Raw genomic sequence first — 17,910 nt, forward strand, 5'->3', positions numbered from 1 at the left:
CGGGCGCGACGCGGCGCGCGCGGGCCGCGCCGCCGGTGCCTGGATCGGGGCGGCGAGCGGGCGCGGCGCCGAGAGCTCGACCGGGTCGAGCAGGAAGGTGTATTCGCGCACCAGGTTGCCGCCCGCCCAGTCGAGTTCGACGAGCAGGTCGACGAAGGGGTCGTTGATCGGGCGGTCGCTGCTGAGCCGCACGACCGGGCGTGCGGCGCGCGTATCCACGCTGACGCGGATCGCGCTCACCGCGGTACCGTAGCTCAGGTTCGCACGCCGGAACGCATCCGCCGAGGCGATGCGGGCGCTCAGCGACTGCAGCTCCTGCGCGGTGGCGGAGATCTGGATCTCGGCACGCAGGGGCTGGCCCAGGCCGCTCAGGACGTTGATCTGGCCAAGGCCGGCCGCCTGCACCGACAGCGGCAGCGCGGCGATGGAGAGGGCGAGCAGGGAAGCCCTGACCGATGTTGTCATTTTGGATCTCAAAACTCGTTCCCCCGCAACGGAGCATCACGGTCGATTTCACCGTATCTGGCCTAGGAATCTAGCATTTCCCGGCCTGCGTCGCATTAGCCGGGGCTGATTCGTACCCGTCCGGTGTGAAGAAATACCGTGTTTCGACGCGAGTCCGCAACGAAAAGGGGGGCTTGCGCCCCCCTTGCCGGAATGCCTCGAAGCGCTCAGCGCTCGAGCAGGATGCGCAGCATGCGGCGCAGCGGCTCGGCCGCGCCCCACAGCAGCTGGTCGCCGACGGTGAAGGCGCCGAGGTACTCGGGGCCCATCGCCATCTTGTGCAGGCGGCCGACCGGGACGGTCAGCGTGCCGGTGACGGCGGTCGGGGTCAGTTCGCGCTCGGTGGTCTCGCGATCGTTGGGGACGACCTTCACCCAGTCGTTGGCGCCGGCGATGATCTCGGTGACCTCGTCGAGCGGCACGTCCTTCTTCAACTTGATGGTGAGCGCCTGGGAGTGGCAGCGCATCGCGCCGATGCGCACGCACAAGCCGTCGATCGGGATCGAGCCCGGGCTGCGGAAGGCCGGGTTGCCGAGGATCTTGTTGCACTCGGCGCCGCCCTTCCACTCTTCCTTGCTCTGGCCGTGCTCGACCGGCACGTCGATCCAGGGGATCAGGCTGCCGGCGAGCGGGGTGTTGCGGAAGTTCTTCTTCGGGAAGGCGTCCGAGCGCATGGTCTCGGCGACCTTGCGGTCGATCTCGAGAATGGCCGAGGCCGGGTCGGCGAGCAGGTCCTTGACCGAGTCGTGGATGGTGCCCATCTGGCTGATGAGTTCGCGCATGTTCTGCGCGCCGGCGCCCGAGGCCGCCTGGTAGGTCATCGCCGAGATCCACTCCACGAGGCCGTGCCGGAACAGGCCGCCCAGGCCCATCAGCATCAGCGACACGGTGCAGTTGCCGCCGATCCAGTTGCGCCCGCCCTTGGCGAGCGCGGCGTCGATGACGTTGCGGTTGACCGGGTCGAGGATGATCACCGCGTCGTCGTTCATGCGCAGCGCGCTGGCGGCGTCGATCCAGTGGCCGTTCCAGCCGGTGGCGCGCAGCTTGGGAAAGACTTCCTTGGTGTAGTCGCCACCCTGGCAGGTGATCACGATGTCGCAGGCCTTCAACGCCTCAATGTTCATCGCGTCCTGCAGCGGCGCGGCGGCTTCCTTGCCACCGAAGGACGGCGCCTTGCCGCCGGCGTTCGAGGTGGAGAAATACACCGGCTCGATGAAGGCGAAGTCGCCCTCTTCCACCATGCGCTGCATCAGCACGGAACCGACCATGCCACGCCAGCCAACCAGACCGACTCGATTCATGTTCATCACTCTCAACTAAGACGTTCTTCGAAAAACCGTTTCAGGCGCAACAGCTTACAGCGCCGCGAGCACCGCGTCGCCCATCTCGCGCGTACCGACCCGCTTCGTGCCCGGCTCGAAAATATCGCCGGTGCGATAGCCCTGGGCGAGCACCTTCTTGACCGCGCGCTCGATGCGCTGCGCGGCCGCTTCCTGATTGAAGGTATAGCGCAGCATCATCGCCGCCGACAGGATGGTGGCGAGCGGATTGGCGAGGTCCTTGCCGGCGATGTCGGGCGCGGAGCCGTGCGAGGGCTCGTACATGCCCTTGTTGTCGGCGTTGAGCGAGGCCGAGGGCAGCATGCCGATCGAGCCGGTGAGCATCGAGGCTTCGTCGGACAGGATGTCGCCGAACATGTTGCCGGTGACCATCACGTCGAACTGCTTCGGGTTGCGCACGAGCTGCATCGCCGCGTTGTCGACCAGCATGTGGGTGAGCTCGACCTCGGGGAAGTCCTTGCTCACCTCGATCGCGATGTCGCGCCACAGCTGGGTGGTCTCGAGCACGTTCATCTTGTCGACCGAGCACAGGCGCTTGCCGCGCTTCATCGCCGCCTCGAAGGCCACGCGCAGGATGCGGCGGATCTCGTACTCGGCGTAGATCATGGTGTTCCAGCCCACGCGCTGGGTCTCGCCGTTGACCTCGCGCAACTCGATGCCGCGCGGCTGGCCGAAGTAGATGTCGCCGGTGAGCTCGCGCACGATCAGGATGTCCAGGCCGGCGACGATCTCGGGCTTGAGCGTGGAGGCGTTGGCCAGTTCCGGATACAGGATCGCCGGGCGCAGGTTGGCGAACAGCGCCAGTTCCTTGCGGATGCCGAGCAGGCCGAGCTCGGGGCGCTGGTTGCGCGGGTGGCTGTCCCACTTCGGCCCGCCGACCGCGCCGAGCAGGATGGCGTCGGCCGCGCGCGCGAGCTCGAGCGTGGCCTCGGGCAGCGGGTTGCCGGTGGCGTCCACCGCGCAGCCGCCCACCAGGGCCTCTTCCATCTCGAACTTGAGGTCGAGCGCGTTCAGCACGCGCACGGCCTGCGCCATGATCTCGGGACCGATGCCGTCACCCGGCAGCACGCAAATCTTCATCGAGTCGTCTTCCTTGGTTCGGTGAGCCGGGCTGGCTCAGGAATAGTAATAGGGGTGTTCGGCGCGGCGCCGGTCTTCGAAGGCGTGGATCTTGTCGGCGTGGCGCAGCGTCAGGCCGATGTCGTCCCAGCCGTTCAACAGGCATTCCTTGCGGAAGGGGTCGATGTCGAAGGCGATCGACTGGCCGTCCGGGCGGGTGATGGTCTGCGCCGCGAGGTCGACCTTCAGGCGGTAGCCCTCGCTCGCCTCGCACTGACGGAACAGCTCGTCGACCTCGGCGGCGTCGAGCTTGATCGGCAGCAGGCCGTTCTTGAAGCTGTTGTTGAAGAAGATGTCGGCGAAGCTCGGCCCGATCAGCACGCGAAAGCCGTAGTCCTCCAGCGCCCACGGCGCGTGCTCGCGCGAGCTGCCGCAGCCGAAGTTGTCGCGGGTGAGCAGGATCTGCGCGCCCTGGTAGCGCGCCTGGTTGAGCACGAAGTCGGGGTTGAGCGGACGCTGGCGGTTGTCCTGGCCGGGCTGGCCGACGTCGAGGTAGCGCCACTCGTCGAAGGCGTTGGGGCCGAAGCCGCTGCGCTTGATCGACTTCAGGAACTGCTTGGGGATGATGGCGTCGGTGTCGACGTTGGCGCGGTCGAGCGGCGCGACCAGGCCGTCGAGCTCGGTAAACGGATTCATTATTTCACTGCCCTCTGGATGGCTTCGCCACCCCTTTCGATGTCCTTGCCGACGCCCTGCACGGTGTTGCAGGCCATGGAGACGAAGCCGGCTACGAGCGCGGCGGCGATCAGTGCAAGTTTCTTCATTGCGTTCTCCTCACTCGGGCACTGGCCTTCTTCAGGCCAGTGTGCGCACGTCGGTGAAGTGGCCGGTCACTGCAGCCGCCGCAGCCATCGCCGGGCTCACCAGGTGGGTACGACCACCCGCGCCCTGGCGGCCCTCGAAGTTGCGGTTCGAGGTCGAAGCGCAGCGCTCGCCCGGCTCGAGGCGGTCGGCGTTCATCGCCAGGCACATCGAACAGCCCGGCTCGCGCCACTCGAAGCCGGCGGCGAGGAAGACCTCGTGCAGGCCTTCGGCCTCGGCCTGGCGCTTGACCAGGCCGGAGCCCGGCACCACCAGCACGCGCTTGACGCTCGCGGCCTTCGTGCGGCCCTTGGCCACCGCGGCGGCCTCGCGCAGATCCTCGATGCGCGAGTTGGTGCACGAACCGATGAAGACCTGATCGACCGGGATGTCGGTGATCGGGGTGTTGGCGGCGAGGCCCATGTACTTGAGCGCGCGCTCGATGCCCTCGCGGCGCACCGGGTCGGTGACGGCGGCGGGATCGGGCACGCGGCCGTCGACCGTGGTGACCATCTCGGGCGAGGTGCCCCAGGTGACCTGCGGCAGGATGTCCTCGGCCCTGAGCTCGACGACCTTGTCGAACTCCGCGCCCTCGTCGCTGTGCAGGCTGCGCCAGTAGTCGGCCGCCTGCTCCCACTGCTCGCCCCTGGGCGAGAACGGGCGGTCCTTGAGGTATTCGATGGTGGTCTCGTCCACGCCGACGAGGCCGGCGCGCGCGCCCGCCTCGATCGCCATGTTGCAGATCGTCATGCGGCCTTCCATCGACAGCGCGCGGATGGCGCTGCCGCCGAACTCCATCGCGTAGCCGGTGCCGCCGGCGGTGCCAATTTTGCCGATGATGGCGAGCACCACGTCCTTGGCGGTGACGCCGCGGCCGAGTTGGCCGTCGACCTTGATCAGCAGGGTCTTCGACTTCTTCTGCAGCAGGCACTGGGTGGCGAGCACGTGCTCGACCTCGGAGGTGCCGATGCCGTGCGCCAGACAGCCGAAGGCGCCGTGCGTGGAGGTGTGCGAGTCGCCGCAGACGACGGTCATGCCGGGCAGCGTGGCGCCGTTCTCCGGGCCGATGACGTGCACGATGCCCTGGCGCGCGTCCTTGAACGGGAAGTAGGCGAGCGAGCCGACCTCGCGGATGTTGGCGTCGAGGGTCTCGACCTGCTGGCGCGACACCGGGTCCTGGATGCCCAGGTCCCAGTGGTCGGTGGGCGTGTTGTGGTCGGCGGTGGCGACGATGGAGCCGATGCGCCAGGGCTTGCGCCCGGCGAGCTTGAGGCCCTCGAAGGCCTGCGGGCTGGTCACTTCATGCACCAGGTGCCGATCGATGTAGATCAGCGCCGTGCCGTCGGCCTCCTGGTGGACCACATGGCTGGACCAGAGCTTTTCGTACAGCGTTTGAGCTTGCATCCCGGATGGTTCCGCGTCTGAAAAAGGAATCGATTATTTCACAAAGCCTGCAAAACTGTGTAGGCGGGGCCTCGCCTGCGCCCTGCCCTCAGCGCCGCGCGCCCTGGTAGAGCGGCATCACGCGCGCGGCGTACTCGGCCAGGTCCTTCTGCCGCGTCGCGTGCGAGGGGTGGGTGGACAGCCACTGCGGCGGCGCCCCGGCCGACTGGCTGGCCATCTTGTTCCACAGCGTCACCGCGGCGCGCGGGTCGTAGCCGGCGCGCGCCGCCAGTTCCACCCCCATGCGGTCGGCCTCGGTCTCGTGCTCGCGCGAGTTGGGCAGCTCGAAGGTCACCTTGGCGACCTGGCTCATCAGGCTCTGCCCCGCCTGCCCAAAGCCCAACAGGGCGCCGGCCAACGAGACTCCGATCCCGGTCGCCATCGATTTGGACACCTGCTCGCGCGCATGCTCGCGCAGCGCGTGGGCGATCTCGTGGCCCATCACCGCGGCGATCTCGTCGTCGGTGAGGTTCAGGCCCTGGATGAGGCCGGTGTAGATCGCCATCTTGCCGCCGGCCATGCACCAGGCGTTGAGCTCGTTCGAGCTGAACACGTGCACCTCCCACGCCCACGACGGCGCATCGGGCCGGAAGGCGCCGGTCTGCGCGGTCAGGCGCGACACGATGCGGCGCACGCGCTGCACGGTGGCGGGGTCGCGGTCGAGCGCGTTCTTGCGCCGCGCCTCGGCGAGCATCTGCTGGTACTGCTGGTTCGAGGCCTGCTCGACCTCCTGGGCCGAGACCATCATCAGCTGCGAGCGCTGCACGCCCACCGCCCCGCCGTGCGTCGTCTGCACGGTCTGGCAGGCGGTGGTGATGGTGCCGGCGAGCAGCACCGGCAGGGCGATCTTCAGGATGGATTGCATGCGGTGATTACCTCCTCGGTTCGTGGAGTGCGTGCGCGGCGCCGGGTTCCCCTCTCCAGCCCAGCAGCAGCCAGAGCAGGCCGGCGAGCGCGAAGCCGGAACCGATCGTATAGGTCCACGCCGGCCCGATGCCCTCCCAGGTGTAACCGCTCAGCAAGCCGCCCAGCATGCCGCCCGCGCCGAAGGACAGGCTGCCGTAGAGCGCCTGGCCGCGCGACTGCAGCCGGCCCGGAAACCATTCGTTAACCGCCGCGATCGCCGCCGCGTGGTAGGCGCCGAAGGTGGCGCCATGCAGCACCTGCGCGAAGAGCAGCAGCGCGAGGCTGTGCGCGCCCCAGCCGATCATCAGGAAGCGCGCCACCGCGCACGCGAAGGAGAACAGCAGGATCGCGCGCAGCGAGAAGCGCCGGGTCAGCCGCGGCATCCACATGAAGACGACGATCTCGGCGAGCACGCCCAGGGTCCACATCCAGCCCACCAGCCCCTTGTCGTAGCCGATGTCGACCAGGTAGATCGAGTAGAACACGTAGAGCGCGCCGTGCGCCGCCGACATCAGGAAGCAGGCGCCGAGCAGCGCCTGCACCTCGGGTCGGCGCAGGGTGTCGCCGAAGCTCGCGGCGTCACGCTGCGGCGGCGGGCGCGGCGCCTCGGGGACGATGAAGCTGCACAGCACGATGCCGGCGAGGATGGACGCGGTGACCCACAGCACCGCCTCGATCGGCAGGTGGTCGAGCGAGTGCCCGAGCGCGAGCACGGCCACGATGAAGCCGACCGAGCCCCACACGCGGATGCTGCCGTAGCGGTGCGACTGGTCGCCGAGGTGGGCGAAGGCCAGGCCCTCGATCAGCGGCAGCACCGCGCTCCAGAAGAAGGCCATCAGCGCCATCGCGGCAAACAGCCCGGCGAACTCGGTGGTCAGGAAGAACACCGAGAAGCCCGCCAGGCTGGCGAGCGCCGACAGGCGCACGATCGCGATGCGCATGCCCAGGCGTTCCGCGAGCCAGCCCCACAGGTTGGGTGCGAGCACGCGCATCAGCTGCATCAGCGACATCAGCAGCGCGATGTCGGTCGCCGACAGCGCGATCGACTGCAGGTAGAGCGTGAAGTAGGGCGAGAACGCGCCGACGAAGGCGAAGTAGAAGAAGTAGTAGGCCGACAGGCGCCAGTAGGGAATCATCGTGTCCGCTCCCGACAGGAACCCGCTCCAGCCCCTTCGCCCGGGCGACACACCGCGCCGCCCCACCCTGCCCGCATCGCCTCAGCGCGGCGAAGGCAGGCGCTGGCTCCCTTCGGGCGCGAGCGCGGGGATTCGCGGGGTGTCGGTGCGCACGTCGCCGCATTGCGCGCGATGGCGCAGCGCGTGGTCGATCAGCACCAGCGCGAGCATGGATTCGGCGATCGGCGTGGCGCGGATGCCGACGCAGGGGTCGTGGCGGCCTTCGGTGGCGACCATGACCGGGTTGCCAGCGCGGTCGATCGAGCGGCGCTCGAGGCGCAGGCTCGAGGTCGGCTTGATCGCGATGCTGGCGAGGATGTCCTGCCCGGTGGAGATACCACCGAGCACGCCGCCGGCGTGGTTGGACAGGAAGCCCGCGGGCGTCATCTCGTCACCGTGCTCGGTGCCGCGCTGCGCGACCGCACTGAAGCCGGCGCCGATCTCCACGCCTTTCACCGCGTTGATGCCCATCATCGCGTAGGCGATGTCGGCATCGAGCCGCCCGTACACCGGCTCGCCCCAGCCCACCGGCACGCCGCTGGCGACGACGTCGATGCGCGCGCCGATGGAGTCGCCCGACTTGCGCAGCGCGTCCATGTAGGCCTCGAGCTCGGGCACGATCGCGGCGTTGGGGGCGAAGAAGGGGTTGCCGTCGACCTCGTCCCAGGACACGAAGGGGATCTGGACGGGGCCGAGCGCGCTCATGCAGGCGCGGATCACGATGCCGTGGCGCTCCTTCAGCCACTTCTTCGCGATCGCGCCGGCGGCCACCCGCACCGCGGTCTCGCGCGCCGAAGAGCGCCCGCCGCCGCGGTGGTCGCGCACGCCGTACTTCTGCAGGTAGGCATAGTCGGCGTGGCCGGGGCGGAAGGTGTCGGCGATGTTGCCGTAGTCCTTGCTGCGCTGATCCTGGTTTCGGATCAGCAGCGAGATCGGGGTGCCGGTGGTGACGCCCTCGAACACGCCCGACAGGATCTCGACCGTGTCCGGCTCGCGGCGCTGGGTGACGTGGCGCGAGGTGCCCGGCTTGCGGCGGTCGAGCTCGGCCTGGATGTCGGCCTCGCAGATCGCCAGTCCCGGCGGGCAGCCGTCGACGATGCAGCCGATCGCCGGGCCGTGGGATTCGCCGAAGGAGGTGACGGTGAAGAGCGTGCCGAGGGTGTTGCCGGACATGGGTTGCCTGCCTGATCTGCAATGACGAAACGGGGACGGGACGCGAGTCTAGCACGCGTGCCGTCCCCTCCCGAGCCGGCGCCGGAGCGCCGGCGTTCAGTGGAAGAAGCCCTCCAGGCGCTCGAAGACCTCGTGCTCGGCGCCATGCCGGCGCACGTTGAGCACGTCCTCGAGCTTCTCGAGCTGGCGCACCATCTGCTCGAGGCGCTGGTCGTCGAACACCAGCAGCCAGATGCGCGAGCGCCTGCCGTCGGACACCGGCATGCACAGGATGCCCTCGACGTTGAACGCGCGGCGCGCGAAGAGGTTGCAGATGTGGCTCATCACCCCGGGGTGGTTGTTCACATCCAGCTCCAGAACGACCTTGGCGTAGCCGGCTTGCGGCAGCGGGTCGGAAACCTGTTCGATCATCATCAGCCTCCGATCATCTCGGTGTTGGCGGCACCCGGCGGCACCATGGGATAGACGAATTGTTCGCGGTCGATCGTCACGTGGATCAGGCACGGACCTGGACGATGCAGCGCCTCCGCGAGCGCGGCGCGCGGGTTGTCGGCGAGGTCGAGGTCCACCGCCGCCACGCCGAAGCCCTCGGCGATCTTCACGAAGTCGGGCTCGGTACGATACTTGGAGGCGAACAGGCGCTGGCCGTAGAACAGCGTCTGCTGCTGGTACACCAGGCCGAGCGCGTTGTTGTTCATCAGCACGATCTTGACGTTGAGCCCCTCCTCGGCCAGCGTCGCGAGCTCCTGGATGTTCATCTTGAAGCTGCCGTCGCCGGTGAAGCAGACCACGGTGCGATCGGGCTCCGCGAGCGCGGCGCCGATCGCGGTCGGCAGGCCGAAGCCCATCGTGCCGAGGCCGCCCGAGGTGAGCCACTGGCGCGCGCGACGGAAGGGATAGGCCTGCGCCACCCACATCTGGTGCTGGCCGACGTCGGTCGCGACGATGGCGCGGTCGTCGAGGGCTGCAGCCACCGCGTGGATGAGGCCATAGTGGGTGCGCGGGTCGTCCTGGCCCGGAAACTGCATTGGGAAGCGCGTCTTCAGGCTGTCGACGTGCGACAGCCAGCGCTTGCGCAGCGTGGCCTGCACGCGCGGCAGCAGCGCCTCGAGCGCGCACTTGACGTTGGCGTGGATGGCGACGTGGGCGCTCTTGATCTTGTGCAGCTCGGAGCGGTCGATGTCGATGTGCACGATCTTCGCGTTCGGGCAGAACTGCGCGGCGCGACCGATCGCGCGGTCGTCGAAGCGCGCGCCCACGCACACCAGCACGTCGGCCTCCTCGAGCACGAAGTTGGTGTAGCGCGCGCCGTGCATGCCGAGCATGCCGATCGACAGCGGATGGTCCATCGGCATCGCGCCGAGCGCCATCAGCGTCATCGTGGTGGGAAGCCCGGCCTGCTCGGCCAGTTGCACCGCGAGCGGCGCGGCGCCCGAGGCGACCACCCCGCCGCCGAGGTAGAGCACCGGCCGCTCCGCCTCGTTGATCATCTTCGCCGCCAGTTCCACCGCTTCCAGGTCGAGCTGCGGGGCGGGGTCGGCCACCGCCGGGGCGGGAAACTCCGCGACCGTGACGAGCTGGTTCTGCACGTCCTTGGGCACGTCGATCAGCACCGGACCGGGGCGCCCGGACATGGCGATGCGGAAGGCCTCCGGAACCACCTCGAGGAGCTCCTGCGCAGAACGAACGAGGAAGTTGTGCTTCGTGATCGGCACCGTGATGCCGTAGATGTCGACCTCCTGGAAGGCGTCGGTGCCGATCATCGCCTGCGGCACCTGGCCGGTAATGACGACCATCGGGATGGAGTCGAGGCAGGCGTCGGCGATCGCGGTGACCAGGTTGGTCGCGCCCGGGCCGCTCGAGGCGATGCACACCTGCGGCACGCCCGAGACACGGGCCATGCCCTGGGCGATGAAGCCCGCGCCCTGCTCGTGGCGGGCAAGCACGTGGTGGATGTGCTCGCTGCCCGAGAGCGCATCGTAGAAGGGCAGGATCGCACCGCCGGGAATGCCGGCGACGGTGCGCACGCCCTGGCGCTCGAGGAGGCGCACCATCAATTGCGCGCCGGTCATTTGCATCATGTTGCTCTCCTTGGCTTCGGGTTCGACGGCCGGACCGGCGGGTACAAAAGCAAGACCCCCGCCGGGCTTGCGCGCCGACGGGGGTCTGGGTTTCCTGAGTCTCGAGTGTCCGGTCCCGTTACGTCGCGCGCATGCCTACGCCTACTACGCGTACTACCAGTACCAGCGACAGGAGCGAGGAGCGGCGGGGTGACATCGGGAACATTGGAACGGATCTGCTCGAAAACGAAAACGACGTGGGCCGGAGTTTAATCACGAAAAGCTGCACCGCACAAGAAGAATCTCGCGCGTTGCCCGGGCCCTGTGCGCGCTCACTGCGGCCGCAGCTCGCGGCGCAGGATCTTGCCGACGTTGCTCTTGGGCAGCTCGTCGCGGAACTCGACGTGGTGCGGCACCTTGTAGCCGGTGAGGTTCTCGCGGCAGAAGGCGATCAGGGCCTCGGCCGTCAGGTCTGGATCCTTGCGTACAACGAAGACCTTCACGGCCTCGCCGCTGCGCTCGTCGGGCACGCCGATCGCGGCGACCTCGAGCACGCCGGGGTGACCGGCCACCACGTCCTCGACCTCGTTCGGATAGACGTTGAAGCCGGACACCAGGATCATGTCCTTCTTGCGGTCGACGAGGCGGACGAAACCCTGCTCGTCGACAGTGGCGATGTCGCCGGTGCGCAGGAAGCCGTCGTGCGTGAAGATGCGCGCGGTCTCCTCCGGGCGCTGCCAGTAGCCCGGCGTGACCTGCGGGCCGCGCACGCACAGCTCGCCGCGCTGGCCGAGCGGCACCTCATGGCCGGCATCGTCTCGGATGCTGATCTCGGTGGAGGAAACCGGCAGGCCGATCGAATGATTGAACTCGGCGAGGTCGAGCGGGTTGATCGTCACCGCCGGCGAGGTCTCGGTGAGGCCGTAGGCCTCGACCAGCGGCACCCCGGTGACCTTCTTCCACTTCTCGGCGACCACCTGCTGCACCGCCATGCCGCCGCCCAGACTCACGCGCAAGGTGGAGAAGTCGAGCCTGGCGAACTCCGGATTGTTGAGCAGCGCGTTGAACAGCGTATTGACCCCGGTGATCACGGTGAAGCGGTGCTGGCCGAGCTCCTTGATGAAGCCCGGGATGTCGCGCGGGTTGGGGATCAGCACGTTCTTGGCGCCGATCTTCAGGAAGGTGAGGCAGTTCGCGGTGAGCGAGAAGATGTGGTAAAGCGGCAGCGCGGTGATGATGATCTCCCTGCCGTCGCCCACATAGGGGGCGATCCACGCATGCGCCTGCTGCAGGTTGGCGATGATGTTGCCGTGGGTGAGCATCGCGCCCTTGGCCACCCCGGTCGTGCCGCCGGTGTATTGCAGGAAGGCGACGTTCTCATGGCCGACCGTGGCGGGCTGCAGCTTGTGCGCCGCGCCGCGCTGCAAGGCCGTGGAGAAGCGCACGTGGCCGTCGAGCCGCCATGCCGGGACCAGCTTGCGCACCTTGCGCACGACGAAGTCCACGATCGTGCCCTTCACGAGGCCGAGCATCTCGCCCAGGCTGGTGACCACGATGTGGCGCACCGGCACCTGCGCACGCACGTGCTCGAGCGTGTGGGCGAAGTTCTCCAGGATCACGATCGCCTCGGCGCCGGAGTCCTTCAGCTGGTGCTCGAGCTCGCGCGCGGTGTAGAGCGGGTTGACGTTGACCACGGTGTAGCCGGCGCGCAGCGATCCGAAGAGCGCGATCGGGTACTGCAGCACGTTGGGCATCATCAGCGCCACGCGCGCGCCCTCGGGCAGCTTCAGCTCGCTCTGCAGCCAGGCGCCGAAGCGCGCGCTGAGCGCGTCGAGCTCGGCGTAGGTGATCGACTTCCCCATGCAGTGATAGGCGGGCTTGTCCGCGAAGCGCGCGACGCTGCGCTCGAACAGGTCGCCCAGGGAACGGAACGCGTCGACGTCGATTTCCGCCGGAATGCCGGGGGGGTAGCTCTTGAGCCAGATCTTTTCCATGTCTCTCCTCCTTTTGCTGGAAATACCGCCGGCGCGCCGCCGTGGCGCACCGGCTCCGCCCTCCCAAGGCGTCGGACGGGCAAGCGGCCCGTCCGTTCATTCCAACCACGCCGCACCCGATCTTGTCGTGGGTGTCGGCCGAACGGGCGCAGCCCGTTCCTGGAGGCGCGGCGGTTCGACCGCCGCCGCCGGGCACGAGGCCCGGCCGTACCGCTTATTCCTCGCCCTCGCCCGCGGGCCAGTTGCGAATGTAGTTCTTGAGCATGCGGTTCTCGAAGCTCTGCTCCTCGAGGACTGCCTTGGCGACGTCGTGGAAGCTGACCACGCCGAGCAGCGTGTTGCCGTCCATCACCGGGAGATAGCGCTGGTGGTGCTCGACCATCAGCCGGCGCAGCTCGTCCATCTCCATGTCGGGCGAGGCGATGCGCGGTTCGCGCAGCATGACGCCTTCGACCTGCAGCGACTGCCAGTCGGCACCGCCCCGCTGCACCGCCTGCAGCACCTGCCGGAAGGTGAGCATGCCGACCATCTCGCCGCGCGAGAACACGACCAGCGAGCCGACGTCCTGCTCGTTCATGATCTCGACCGCCTCGGCAATGGGTCGGTTGGGGCCGATGGTGAATAACACCTTGCCCTTGATCGCGAGAATCTCGCTCACCAGCATGTCGGTCTCCGTGCCGTTGCGCTAATAGGTTTGATGACGCTCCGCATCTTAGTGCATCGCCGTGCGCGCGCAAAGCCGGCCGCGGCGTGCCTTCAGCGCTTCAGCTCGCCGAGCTTGCCCTTGATGCGCGCCCAGTGATCGGCGTCCGGCAGCGCGTCCTTGCGCTCGACGATCGGCTTCCACTGCTTCGCCAGTTCGGCGTTGAGCGCGATGTAGCCCTTCTGGTCGTCGGGCACGTCGTCCTCGGAGTAGATCGCCTCGACCGGGCACTCGGCCACGCAAAGCGTGCAGTCGATGCACTCGTCCGGATCGATGACGAGGAAGTTGGGCCCCTCGCGGAAACAGTCGACCGGGCAGACGTCCACGCAGTCGGTGTATTTGCAGCGTATGCAGCGCTCGGTAACGACGTAGGTCATCTCGACTCTCCAGGCAGGGCCGGCCGCCGCCCGCTGCGGCTGGCCGAAGGACGCACAATATAGACCAGCCGTTTGCTTTTTTGCCACGGACGCGGGCGCGGACGCCGGCACGCACCGCGATTTCCTTGACGGCGCCCCCGGCTTCGCATAAGTTTCGGAAAAATTTCTTTACGGAAGGTCTCTCCTTCCGCTGGCTTGTCGTGCATCCCCGCAGCGCTATCCGCTCGCGGCGCGATCGCAGGCGATCCACCCTTTCCCGCACGCAGCATCCGGTTGCATCACGCCGGTCGTATCACCCATCACCCGGCAACGAGGGCTCCCGCCTTCGTCACCACCCCCTGCCAGCCTTAGTGAGGAATCATGAGCGAGCACATCCACCATGTGACCGACGGCAACTTCGACAGCGAAGTGCTGCAGTCCCAGACCCCCGTCCTGGTCGATTACTGGGCCGAGTGGTGCGGCCCCTGCAAGATGATCGCGCCGATCCTGGACGACGTCGCCAAGGACTACGCGGGCAAGCTCAAGGTCGCCAAGCTCAACATCGACGACAACCAGGAGACGCCTGCCAAGTACGGCATCCGCGGCATCCCGACGCTGATGCTGTTCAAGGGCGGCAACGTCGAGGCGACCAAAGTGGGCGCCCTTTCCAAATCTCAACTGACCGCCTTCATTGACAGCAACATCTAAGCCGGACCAGGCTCCGGCCCGTTCCCGCGGTTCATCGCGCGCCCGTCGCCGCGGCGCGCGCAACCGGGACGGCAATTCCCCCCAGAATCCGCAGACCGAAGACGATCTGTTCGACGTCGAGAACGGCGGCGAGGAAGTCTCTTCCACGCCGCGTGATCCCGACGCGCCCGCGCTCCACCTGTCCGAACTCAAGGCCCTGCACGTCAGCCAGCTGCTGCAGATGGCGATGGACGCCGGAGTCGATGGCGCGAACAGGCTGCGCAAGCAGGAACTCGTCTTCGCGCTGCTGCGCAACCGTGCCCGCAGGGGCGAACCGATCTGTGGCGACGGCGCACTCGAAGTGCTGCCTGACGGCTTCGGCTTCCTGCGCTCTCCCGACACCTCGTATCTCGCGGGAACCGACGACATCTACGTGTCGCCCTCGCAGATCCGGCGCTTCAACCTGCGCACCGGCGACACGATCGAGGGCGAGATCCGCACGCCCAAGGACGGCGAGCGCTATTTCGCGCTGACCAAGCTCGACAAGATCAACGGGCGTCCGCCGGAAGAGTGCAAGACCAAGATCCTGTTCGAGAACCTCACGCCCCTGCACCCTCAGGAGTGCCTGAAGCTCGAGCGCGAGGTCCGCGGCGAGGAGAACGTCACCAGCCGCATCATCGACATGATCGCGCCGATCGGCAAAGGCCAGCGCGGCCTGCTCGTCGCCCCGCCCAAGAGCGGCAAGACGGTCATGCTGCAGCACATCGCGCACGCGATCACGGCCAACCATCCGGACGTCAAGCTGATCGTGCTGCTGATCGACGAGCGCCCCGAGGAAGTGACCGAGATGCTGCGCTCGGTGAAGGGCGAGGTCGTGGCCTCCACCTTCGACGAACCCGCCACCCGTCATGTGCAGGTCGCCGAGATGGTGATCGAGAAGGCCAAGCGCCTGACCGAGCACAAGTACGACGTGGTGATCCTGCTCGACTCGCTGACCCGCCTGGCGCGCGCCTACAACACCGTGGTGCCGGCCTCCGGCAAGGTGCTCACCGGTGGTGTCGACGCCAACGCGCTGCAGAAGCCCAAGCGCTTCTTCGGCGCCGCGCGCAACATCGAGGAAGGCGGCTCGCTGACCATCATCGCCACCACGCTGGTCGACACCGGCAGCCGCATGGACGACGTGATCTACGAGGAATTCAAGGGCACCGGCAACATGGAGCTCCACCTCGACCGCCGCATGGCGGAGAAGCGTGTCTATCCGGCGATCAACGTCAACCGCTCCGGCACCCGCCGCGAAGAGCTCCTGCTCAAGGCCGACGTGCTGCAGAAGGTGTGGATCCTGCGCAAGCTGCTCTACGGCATGGACGACATCGACGCGATGGAATTCCTGCTCGACAAGGTCAAGGCCACCAAGAGCAACGCCGAGTTCTTCGACGCGATGCGCACCGGCCGCGGCTGAGCGCGCGCCCGACAGCAAAACGCCACCTGCAAGGTGGCGTTTTTTCTGGTGCGACCCCGCCGCGCGACGCGCGGCCGGTGCCTGCGCCTACTTGTAGTCGTAGAAGCCCTTGCCGCTCTTGCGGCCGAGGTAGCCGGCCTCGAGCATCTCGACCAGCAGCGGCGCCGGGCGGTACTTGGGGTCCTTGGTGCCCTCGTAGAGGACCTGCATCACCGCGAGCTCCACGTCCAGGCCGATGAGGTCGCACAGCGCGAGCGGGCCGATCGGGTGGTTGCAGCCGAGCTTCATCGCCTCGTCGATCTCGGCCGCCGTCGCCAGGCCCTCGCCGAGCGCGAACACGGCCTCGTTGATCATCGGGCACAGCATGCGGTTGACCACGAAGCCCGGGCTGTTCTTGACCTTGATCGGCGTCTTGCCGACCGCCTTCGCGACCTCCTCGACGGCGGCGTAGGTCGCCGCCGAGGTCTGCAGGCCGTTGATCAGCTCGACCAGCGCCATCACCGGCACCGGGTTGAAGAAGTGCATGCCGATGACCTGGCCGGGACGCTGCGTGCCGGCGGCCAGGCGGGTGATGGAGATCGACGAGGTGTTGCTGGCGAGGATCGCCTCGGGCTTCACGATGCGGTCGAGGTCGGCGAAGATGCGCAGCTTGAGATCGACGTTCTCGGTCGCCGCCTCGATCACCAGGTCGCAGTCGGCCAGCTTGTCGATCGAGTTCACGGTGGTGATGCAGGCCATCGCGGCGTCCTTCTGCTGCGCGCTCATCTTGTCCTTCTTGATCAGGCGGTCGAGGCTGGCCGAGATGGTCGCGAGCCCGCGCTGCACCTGCGCCTCGCCGACGTCCATCATCACCACCTCGCGCCCCGCGACCGCGAACGCCTGGGTGATGCCGTTCCCCATCGTGCCCGCACCCACCACTCCGATCTTGCCGATACTCATCGCCTTCGTTCTCCGAACAGGATTTTGGTCGACGCAGCCGCCGGAAAACGGGCTCCATACCGCTGCGTATGCGCGGCGACTTTAGCGGATTCCGCGGGCGGGTGCCAGCACAACGCGGTCGCGCAGTAGGCGGATCGAAGGGCCGGCCTGCGGCACGGATCTCGATGCTTGTCGGCAACAATGACGCGGCCGTCGCCAGCCGGGTTTTGAATCGTTTCTCGATATTTTTCTTGTGAGCCTCCGGGGCAGCGGCTACATTAGATGGGCGTTCATTCGTCCGCCTCGCCTTTCGTCCCCGCTCCCCGCTCCCCGCCCAGATCATGCTCCACACCTCGCCGCCCTACCCCGTCCATCAAGAAACCCAGGTCGCCGAACCGAAGACGCTGGTCGAGGCGGCCTATCGCAGCCTGCGCCGCAACATCATCGAAGGCCGCCTGTCACCCGGCGAGAAGCTGCGCATCGAGCACATCAAGAACGACTACGGCGTCGGCGGCGCGACGCTGCGCGAGGCGCTCTCGCTGCTGACCTCGGACGCGCTGGTGGTGTCGCAGGGCCAGCGCGGCTTTCGCGTCGCCCCGGTCTCGCTCGAGGACCTCGCCGACATCACCGAGACGCGGGTGATGCTCGAGTGCAGCGCGCTGCGCCACTCGATCGCGCTCGGCGACGACGCCTGGGAGGCCGAGCTCACCGCCGCCTTCCACCGCCTCACCCGCGCCGAGGAGCGACTCGCCGAGGGCAACCACCGCGAGCAGTGGGAAGAGCGCAACCGCATCTTCCACGAGGTGCTGATCGCCGCCTGCCCCTCGCGCTGGACCAAGCACTTCCTGTCCATCCTCTACCACCAGGCCGAGCGCTACCGCCACCTCTCGCTGCGCCGCAGCGAAGGCACGCGCCGGCTGCACGACGAGCACGCCGCCCTGTTCGAGGCCGCGATGGCGCGCGACGCCGACACTGCCACCCGCCTGCTCGGCGAACACATCCGCCTGACGCTGCAGTCGGTCCGCCTCGACAACGCCTCCACCGCCAGCCACTGAGCTTCCGCCGGCCTGCCGCCACCTCGCAGCGAGCGAGCATAAAAAAAGGCCCGCCGAAGCGGGCCAAACCCGAAATCACCTCTGCGCGGACGCAGAAGGCAACCACGACGAACTGCTCGATTTCGGGGAGGGAGAGCCTGGGATGGAGCCAGCCGCCGCGCGCCGGCGCCGCTCGCGCGCGACGCCTGCGGCCGGCTCCGCCGGAGCCCGCGCTCAG

18 protein-coding genes are annotated in these 17,910 nt (G+C 67.8%); 3 read left to right on the top strand and 15 right to left on the bottom strand.

Annotated features, from left to right (window positions below):
• The 14 genes from C667_RS11120 to fdxA all read right to left on the bottom strand — a co-directional run.
• The coding region (locus tag C667_RS11120) for a type IV pilus assembly protein FimV (protein ID WP_004363361.1) at positions 1 to 465 on the bottom strand (465 nt) is incomplete at its 3' end.
• Between the two features lie 206 nt (positions 466 to 671).
• Positions 672 to 1,805: an aspartate-semialdehyde dehydrogenase gene (gene asd / locus C667_RS11125; protein ID WP_004363362.1), complete on the bottom strand. Its 1,134-nt coding sequence runs from the start codon at positions 1,803 to 1,805 to the stop codon at positions 672 to 674.
• Positions 1,806 to 1,859: 54 nt separating this feature from the next.
• Positions 1,860 to 2,924: a 3-isopropylmalate dehydrogenase gene (gene leuB, locus C667_RS11130; RefSeq protein ID WP_004363363.1), complete on the bottom strand. Its 1,065-nt coding sequence runs from the start codon at positions 2,922 to 2,924 to the stop codon at positions 1,860 to 1,862.
• Between the two features lie 36 nt (positions 2,925 to 2,960).
• Positions 2,961 to 3,599 carry a 3-isopropylmalate dehydratase small subunit gene (gene leuD, locus C667_RS11135; RefSeq protein ID WP_004363364.1) on the bottom strand — a complete coding sequence of 213 codons (639 nt, stop codon included), beginning with the start codon at positions 3,597 to 3,599 and terminating at the stop codon, positions 2,961 to 2,963.
• Positions 3,599 to 3,727 carry an entericidin A/B family lipoprotein gene (locus tag C667_RS11140; protein ID WP_004265808.1) on the bottom strand — a complete coding sequence of 43 codons (129 nt, stop codon included), beginning with the start codon at positions 3,725 to 3,727 and terminating at the stop codon, positions 3,599 to 3,601. Before C667_RS11140 ends, leuD begins: the two co-directional genes overlap by 1 nt.
• Positions 3,728 to 3,758: 31 nt before the next feature.
• Entirely contained in the window at positions 3,759 to 5,168 is a 1,410-nt protein-coding gene (leuC, locus tag C667_RS11145; RefSeq protein ID WP_004363365.1) for a 3-isopropylmalate dehydratase large subunit, read from the bottom strand.
• An 88-nt stretch (positions 5,169 to 5,256) separates the two neighbouring features.
• A complete protein-coding gene (locus C667_RS11150; RefSeq protein ID WP_004363366.1) occupies positions 5,257 to 6,072 on the bottom strand; it encodes a M48 family metallopeptidase in 816 nt (271 codons plus the stop codon).
• 7 nt (positions 6,073 to 6,079) lie between these two features.
• Complete coding sequence (locus C667_RS11155; RefSeq protein WP_004363367.1) at positions 6,080 to 7,249, bottom strand: MFS transporter; 1,170 nt, start codon at positions 7,247 to 7,249, stop codon at positions 6,080 to 6,082.
• Between the two features lie 81 nt (positions 7,250 to 7,330).
• Positions 7,331 to 8,461: a chorismate synthase gene (aroC, locus tag C667_RS11160; protein WP_004363369.1), complete on the bottom strand. Its 1,131-nt coding sequence runs from the start codon at positions 8,459 to 8,461 to the stop codon at positions 7,331 to 7,333.
• A gap of 96 nt (positions 8,462 to 8,557) precedes the next feature.
• Positions 8,558 to 8,875: an acetolactate synthase small subunit gene (gene ilvN / locus C667_RS11165; RefSeq protein WP_004363371.1), complete on the bottom strand. Its 318-nt coding sequence runs from the start codon at positions 8,873 to 8,875 to the stop codon at positions 8,558 to 8,560.
• On the bottom strand, positions 8,875 to 10,542 hold the full coding sequence (gene ilvB / locus C667_RS11170) for an acetolactate synthase large subunit (RefSeq protein WP_039921321.1): 1,668 nt from the start codon (positions 10,540 to 10,542) through the stop codon (positions 8,875 to 8,877). Before ilvB ends, ilvN begins: the two co-directional genes overlap by 1 nt.
• 311 nt (positions 10,543 to 10,853) lie before the next feature.
• Positions 10,854 to 12,515, bottom strand: a complete 1,662-nt coding sequence (locus C667_RS11175; RefSeq protein ID WP_004363375.1) for a long-chain-fatty-acid--CoA ligase — start codon at positions 12,513 to 12,515, stop codon at positions 10,854 to 10,856.
• Between the two features lie 214 nt (positions 12,516 to 12,729).
• Positions 12,730 to 13,179 (bottom strand): CBS domain-containing protein, encoded by a 450-nt coding sequence (locus C667_RS11180; protein ID WP_004363376.1) that lies wholly within the window; start codon positions 13,177 to 13,179, stop codon positions 12,730 to 12,732.
• A 92-nt stretch (positions 13,180 to 13,271) separates the two neighbouring features.
• The gene (gene fdxA, locus C667_RS11185) at positions 13,272 to 13,595 is read right to left on the bottom strand and encodes a ferredoxin FdxA (RefSeq protein WP_004363377.1); all 324 of its coding nucleotides are present in this window, start codon (positions 13,593 to 13,595) and stop codon (positions 13,272 to 13,274) included.
• Between the two features lie 360 nt (positions 13,596 to 13,955).
• Here fdxA and trxA point away from each other — a divergent pair, with 360 nt between their 5' ends.
• Both trxA and rho read left to right on the top strand, forming a co-directional pair.
• The gene (gene trxA, locus C667_RS11190; RefSeq protein ID WP_004363378.1) at positions 13,956 to 14,282 is read left to right on the top strand and encodes a thioredoxin TrxA; all 327 of its coding nucleotides are present in this window, start codon (positions 13,956 to 13,958) and stop codon (positions 14,280 to 14,282) included.
• A 178-nt stretch (positions 14,283 to 14,460) separates the two neighbouring features.
• A complete protein-coding gene (rho, locus tag C667_RS11195) occupies positions 14,461 to 15,720 on the top strand; it encodes a transcription termination factor Rho (protein ID WP_281054844.1) in 1,260 nt (419 codons plus the stop codon).
• Between the two features lie 87 nt (positions 15,721 to 15,807).
• Here rho and C667_RS11200 read toward each other — a convergent pair whose 3' ends face one another.
• A complete protein-coding gene (locus C667_RS11200) occupies positions 15,808 to 16,659 on the bottom strand; it encodes a 3-hydroxybutyryl-CoA dehydrogenase (protein ID WP_004363380.1) in 852 nt (283 codons plus the stop codon).
• 320 nt (positions 16,660 to 16,979) lie between these two features.
• On the opposite strand from C667_RS11200, the gene C667_RS11205 reads away from it, so the two are divergent.
• Positions 16,980 to 17,693 (top strand): GntR family transcriptional regulator, encoded by a 714-nt coding sequence (locus C667_RS11205; RefSeq protein ID WP_004363381.1) that lies wholly within the window; start codon positions 16,980 to 16,982, stop codon positions 17,691 to 17,693.
• The last annotated feature ends 217 nt before the right edge of the window (positions 17,694 to 17,910 follow it).

Source organism: Thauera phenylacetica B4P (assembly GCF_000310225.1).
GTDB lineage: Bacteria > Pseudomonadota > Gammaproteobacteria > Burkholderiales > Rhodocyclaceae > Thauera > Thauera phenylacetica.

Coding starts and splice junctions, on each gene's coding strand:
- ilvN (WP_004363371.1), bottom strand. CDS start 8,875: ATGATGATCGAACAGGTTTCCGACCCGCTGCCGCAAGCCGGCTACGCC.
- fdxA (WP_004363377.1), bottom strand. CDS start 13,595: ATGACCTACGTCGTTACCGAGCGCTGCATACGCTGCAAATACACCGAC.
- ilvB (WP_039921321.1), bottom strand. CDS start 10,542: ATGATGCAAATGACCGGCGCGCAATTGATGGTGCGCCTCCTCGAGCGC.
- C667_RS11175 (WP_004363375.1), bottom strand. CDS start 12,515: ATGGAAAAGATCTGGCTCAAGAGCTACCCCCCCGGCATTCCGGCGGAA.
- leuB (WP_004363363.1), bottom strand. CDS start 2,924: ATGAAGATTTGCGTGCTGCCGGGTGACGGCATCGGTCCCGAGATCATG.
- C667_RS11140 (WP_004265808.1), bottom strand. CDS start 3,727: ATGAAGAAACTTGCACTGATCGCCGCCGCGCTCGTAGCCGGCTTCGTC.
- leuD (WP_004363364.1), bottom strand. CDS start 3,599: ATGAATCCGTTTACCGAGCTCGACGGCCTGGTCGCGCCGCTCGACCGC.
- C667_RS11155 (WP_004363367.1), bottom strand. CDS start 7,249: ATGATTCCCTACTGGCGCCTGTCGGCCTACTACTTCTTCTACTTCGCC.
- aroC (WP_004363369.1), bottom strand. CDS start 8,461: ATGTCCGGCAACACCCTCGGCACGCTCTTCACCGTCACCTCCTTCGGC.
- C667_RS11150 (WP_004363366.1), bottom strand. CDS start 6,072: ATGCAATCCATCCTGAAGATCGCCCTGCCGGTGCTGCTCGCCGGCACC.
- C667_RS11180 (WP_004363376.1), bottom strand. CDS start 13,179: ATGCTGGTGAGCGAGATTCTCGCGATCAAGGGCAAGGTGTTATTCACC.
- leuC (WP_004363365.1), bottom strand. CDS start 5,168: ATGCAAGCTCAAACGCTGTACGAAAAGCTCTGGTCCAGCCATGTGGTC.
- C667_RS11205 (WP_004363381.1), top strand. CDS start 16,980: ATGCTCCACACCTCGCCGCCCTACCCCGTCCATCAAGAAACCCAGGTC.
- asd (WP_004363362.1), bottom strand. CDS start 1,805: ATGAATCGAGTCGGTCTGGTTGGCTGGCGTGGCATGGTCGGTTCCGTG.
- trxA (WP_004363378.1), top strand. CDS start 13,956: ATGAGCGAGCACATCCACCATGTGACCGACGGCAACTTCGACAGCGAA.
- C667_RS11200 (WP_004363380.1), bottom strand. CDS start 16,659: ATGAGTATCGGCAAGATCGGAGTGGTGGGTGCGGGCACGATGGGGAAC.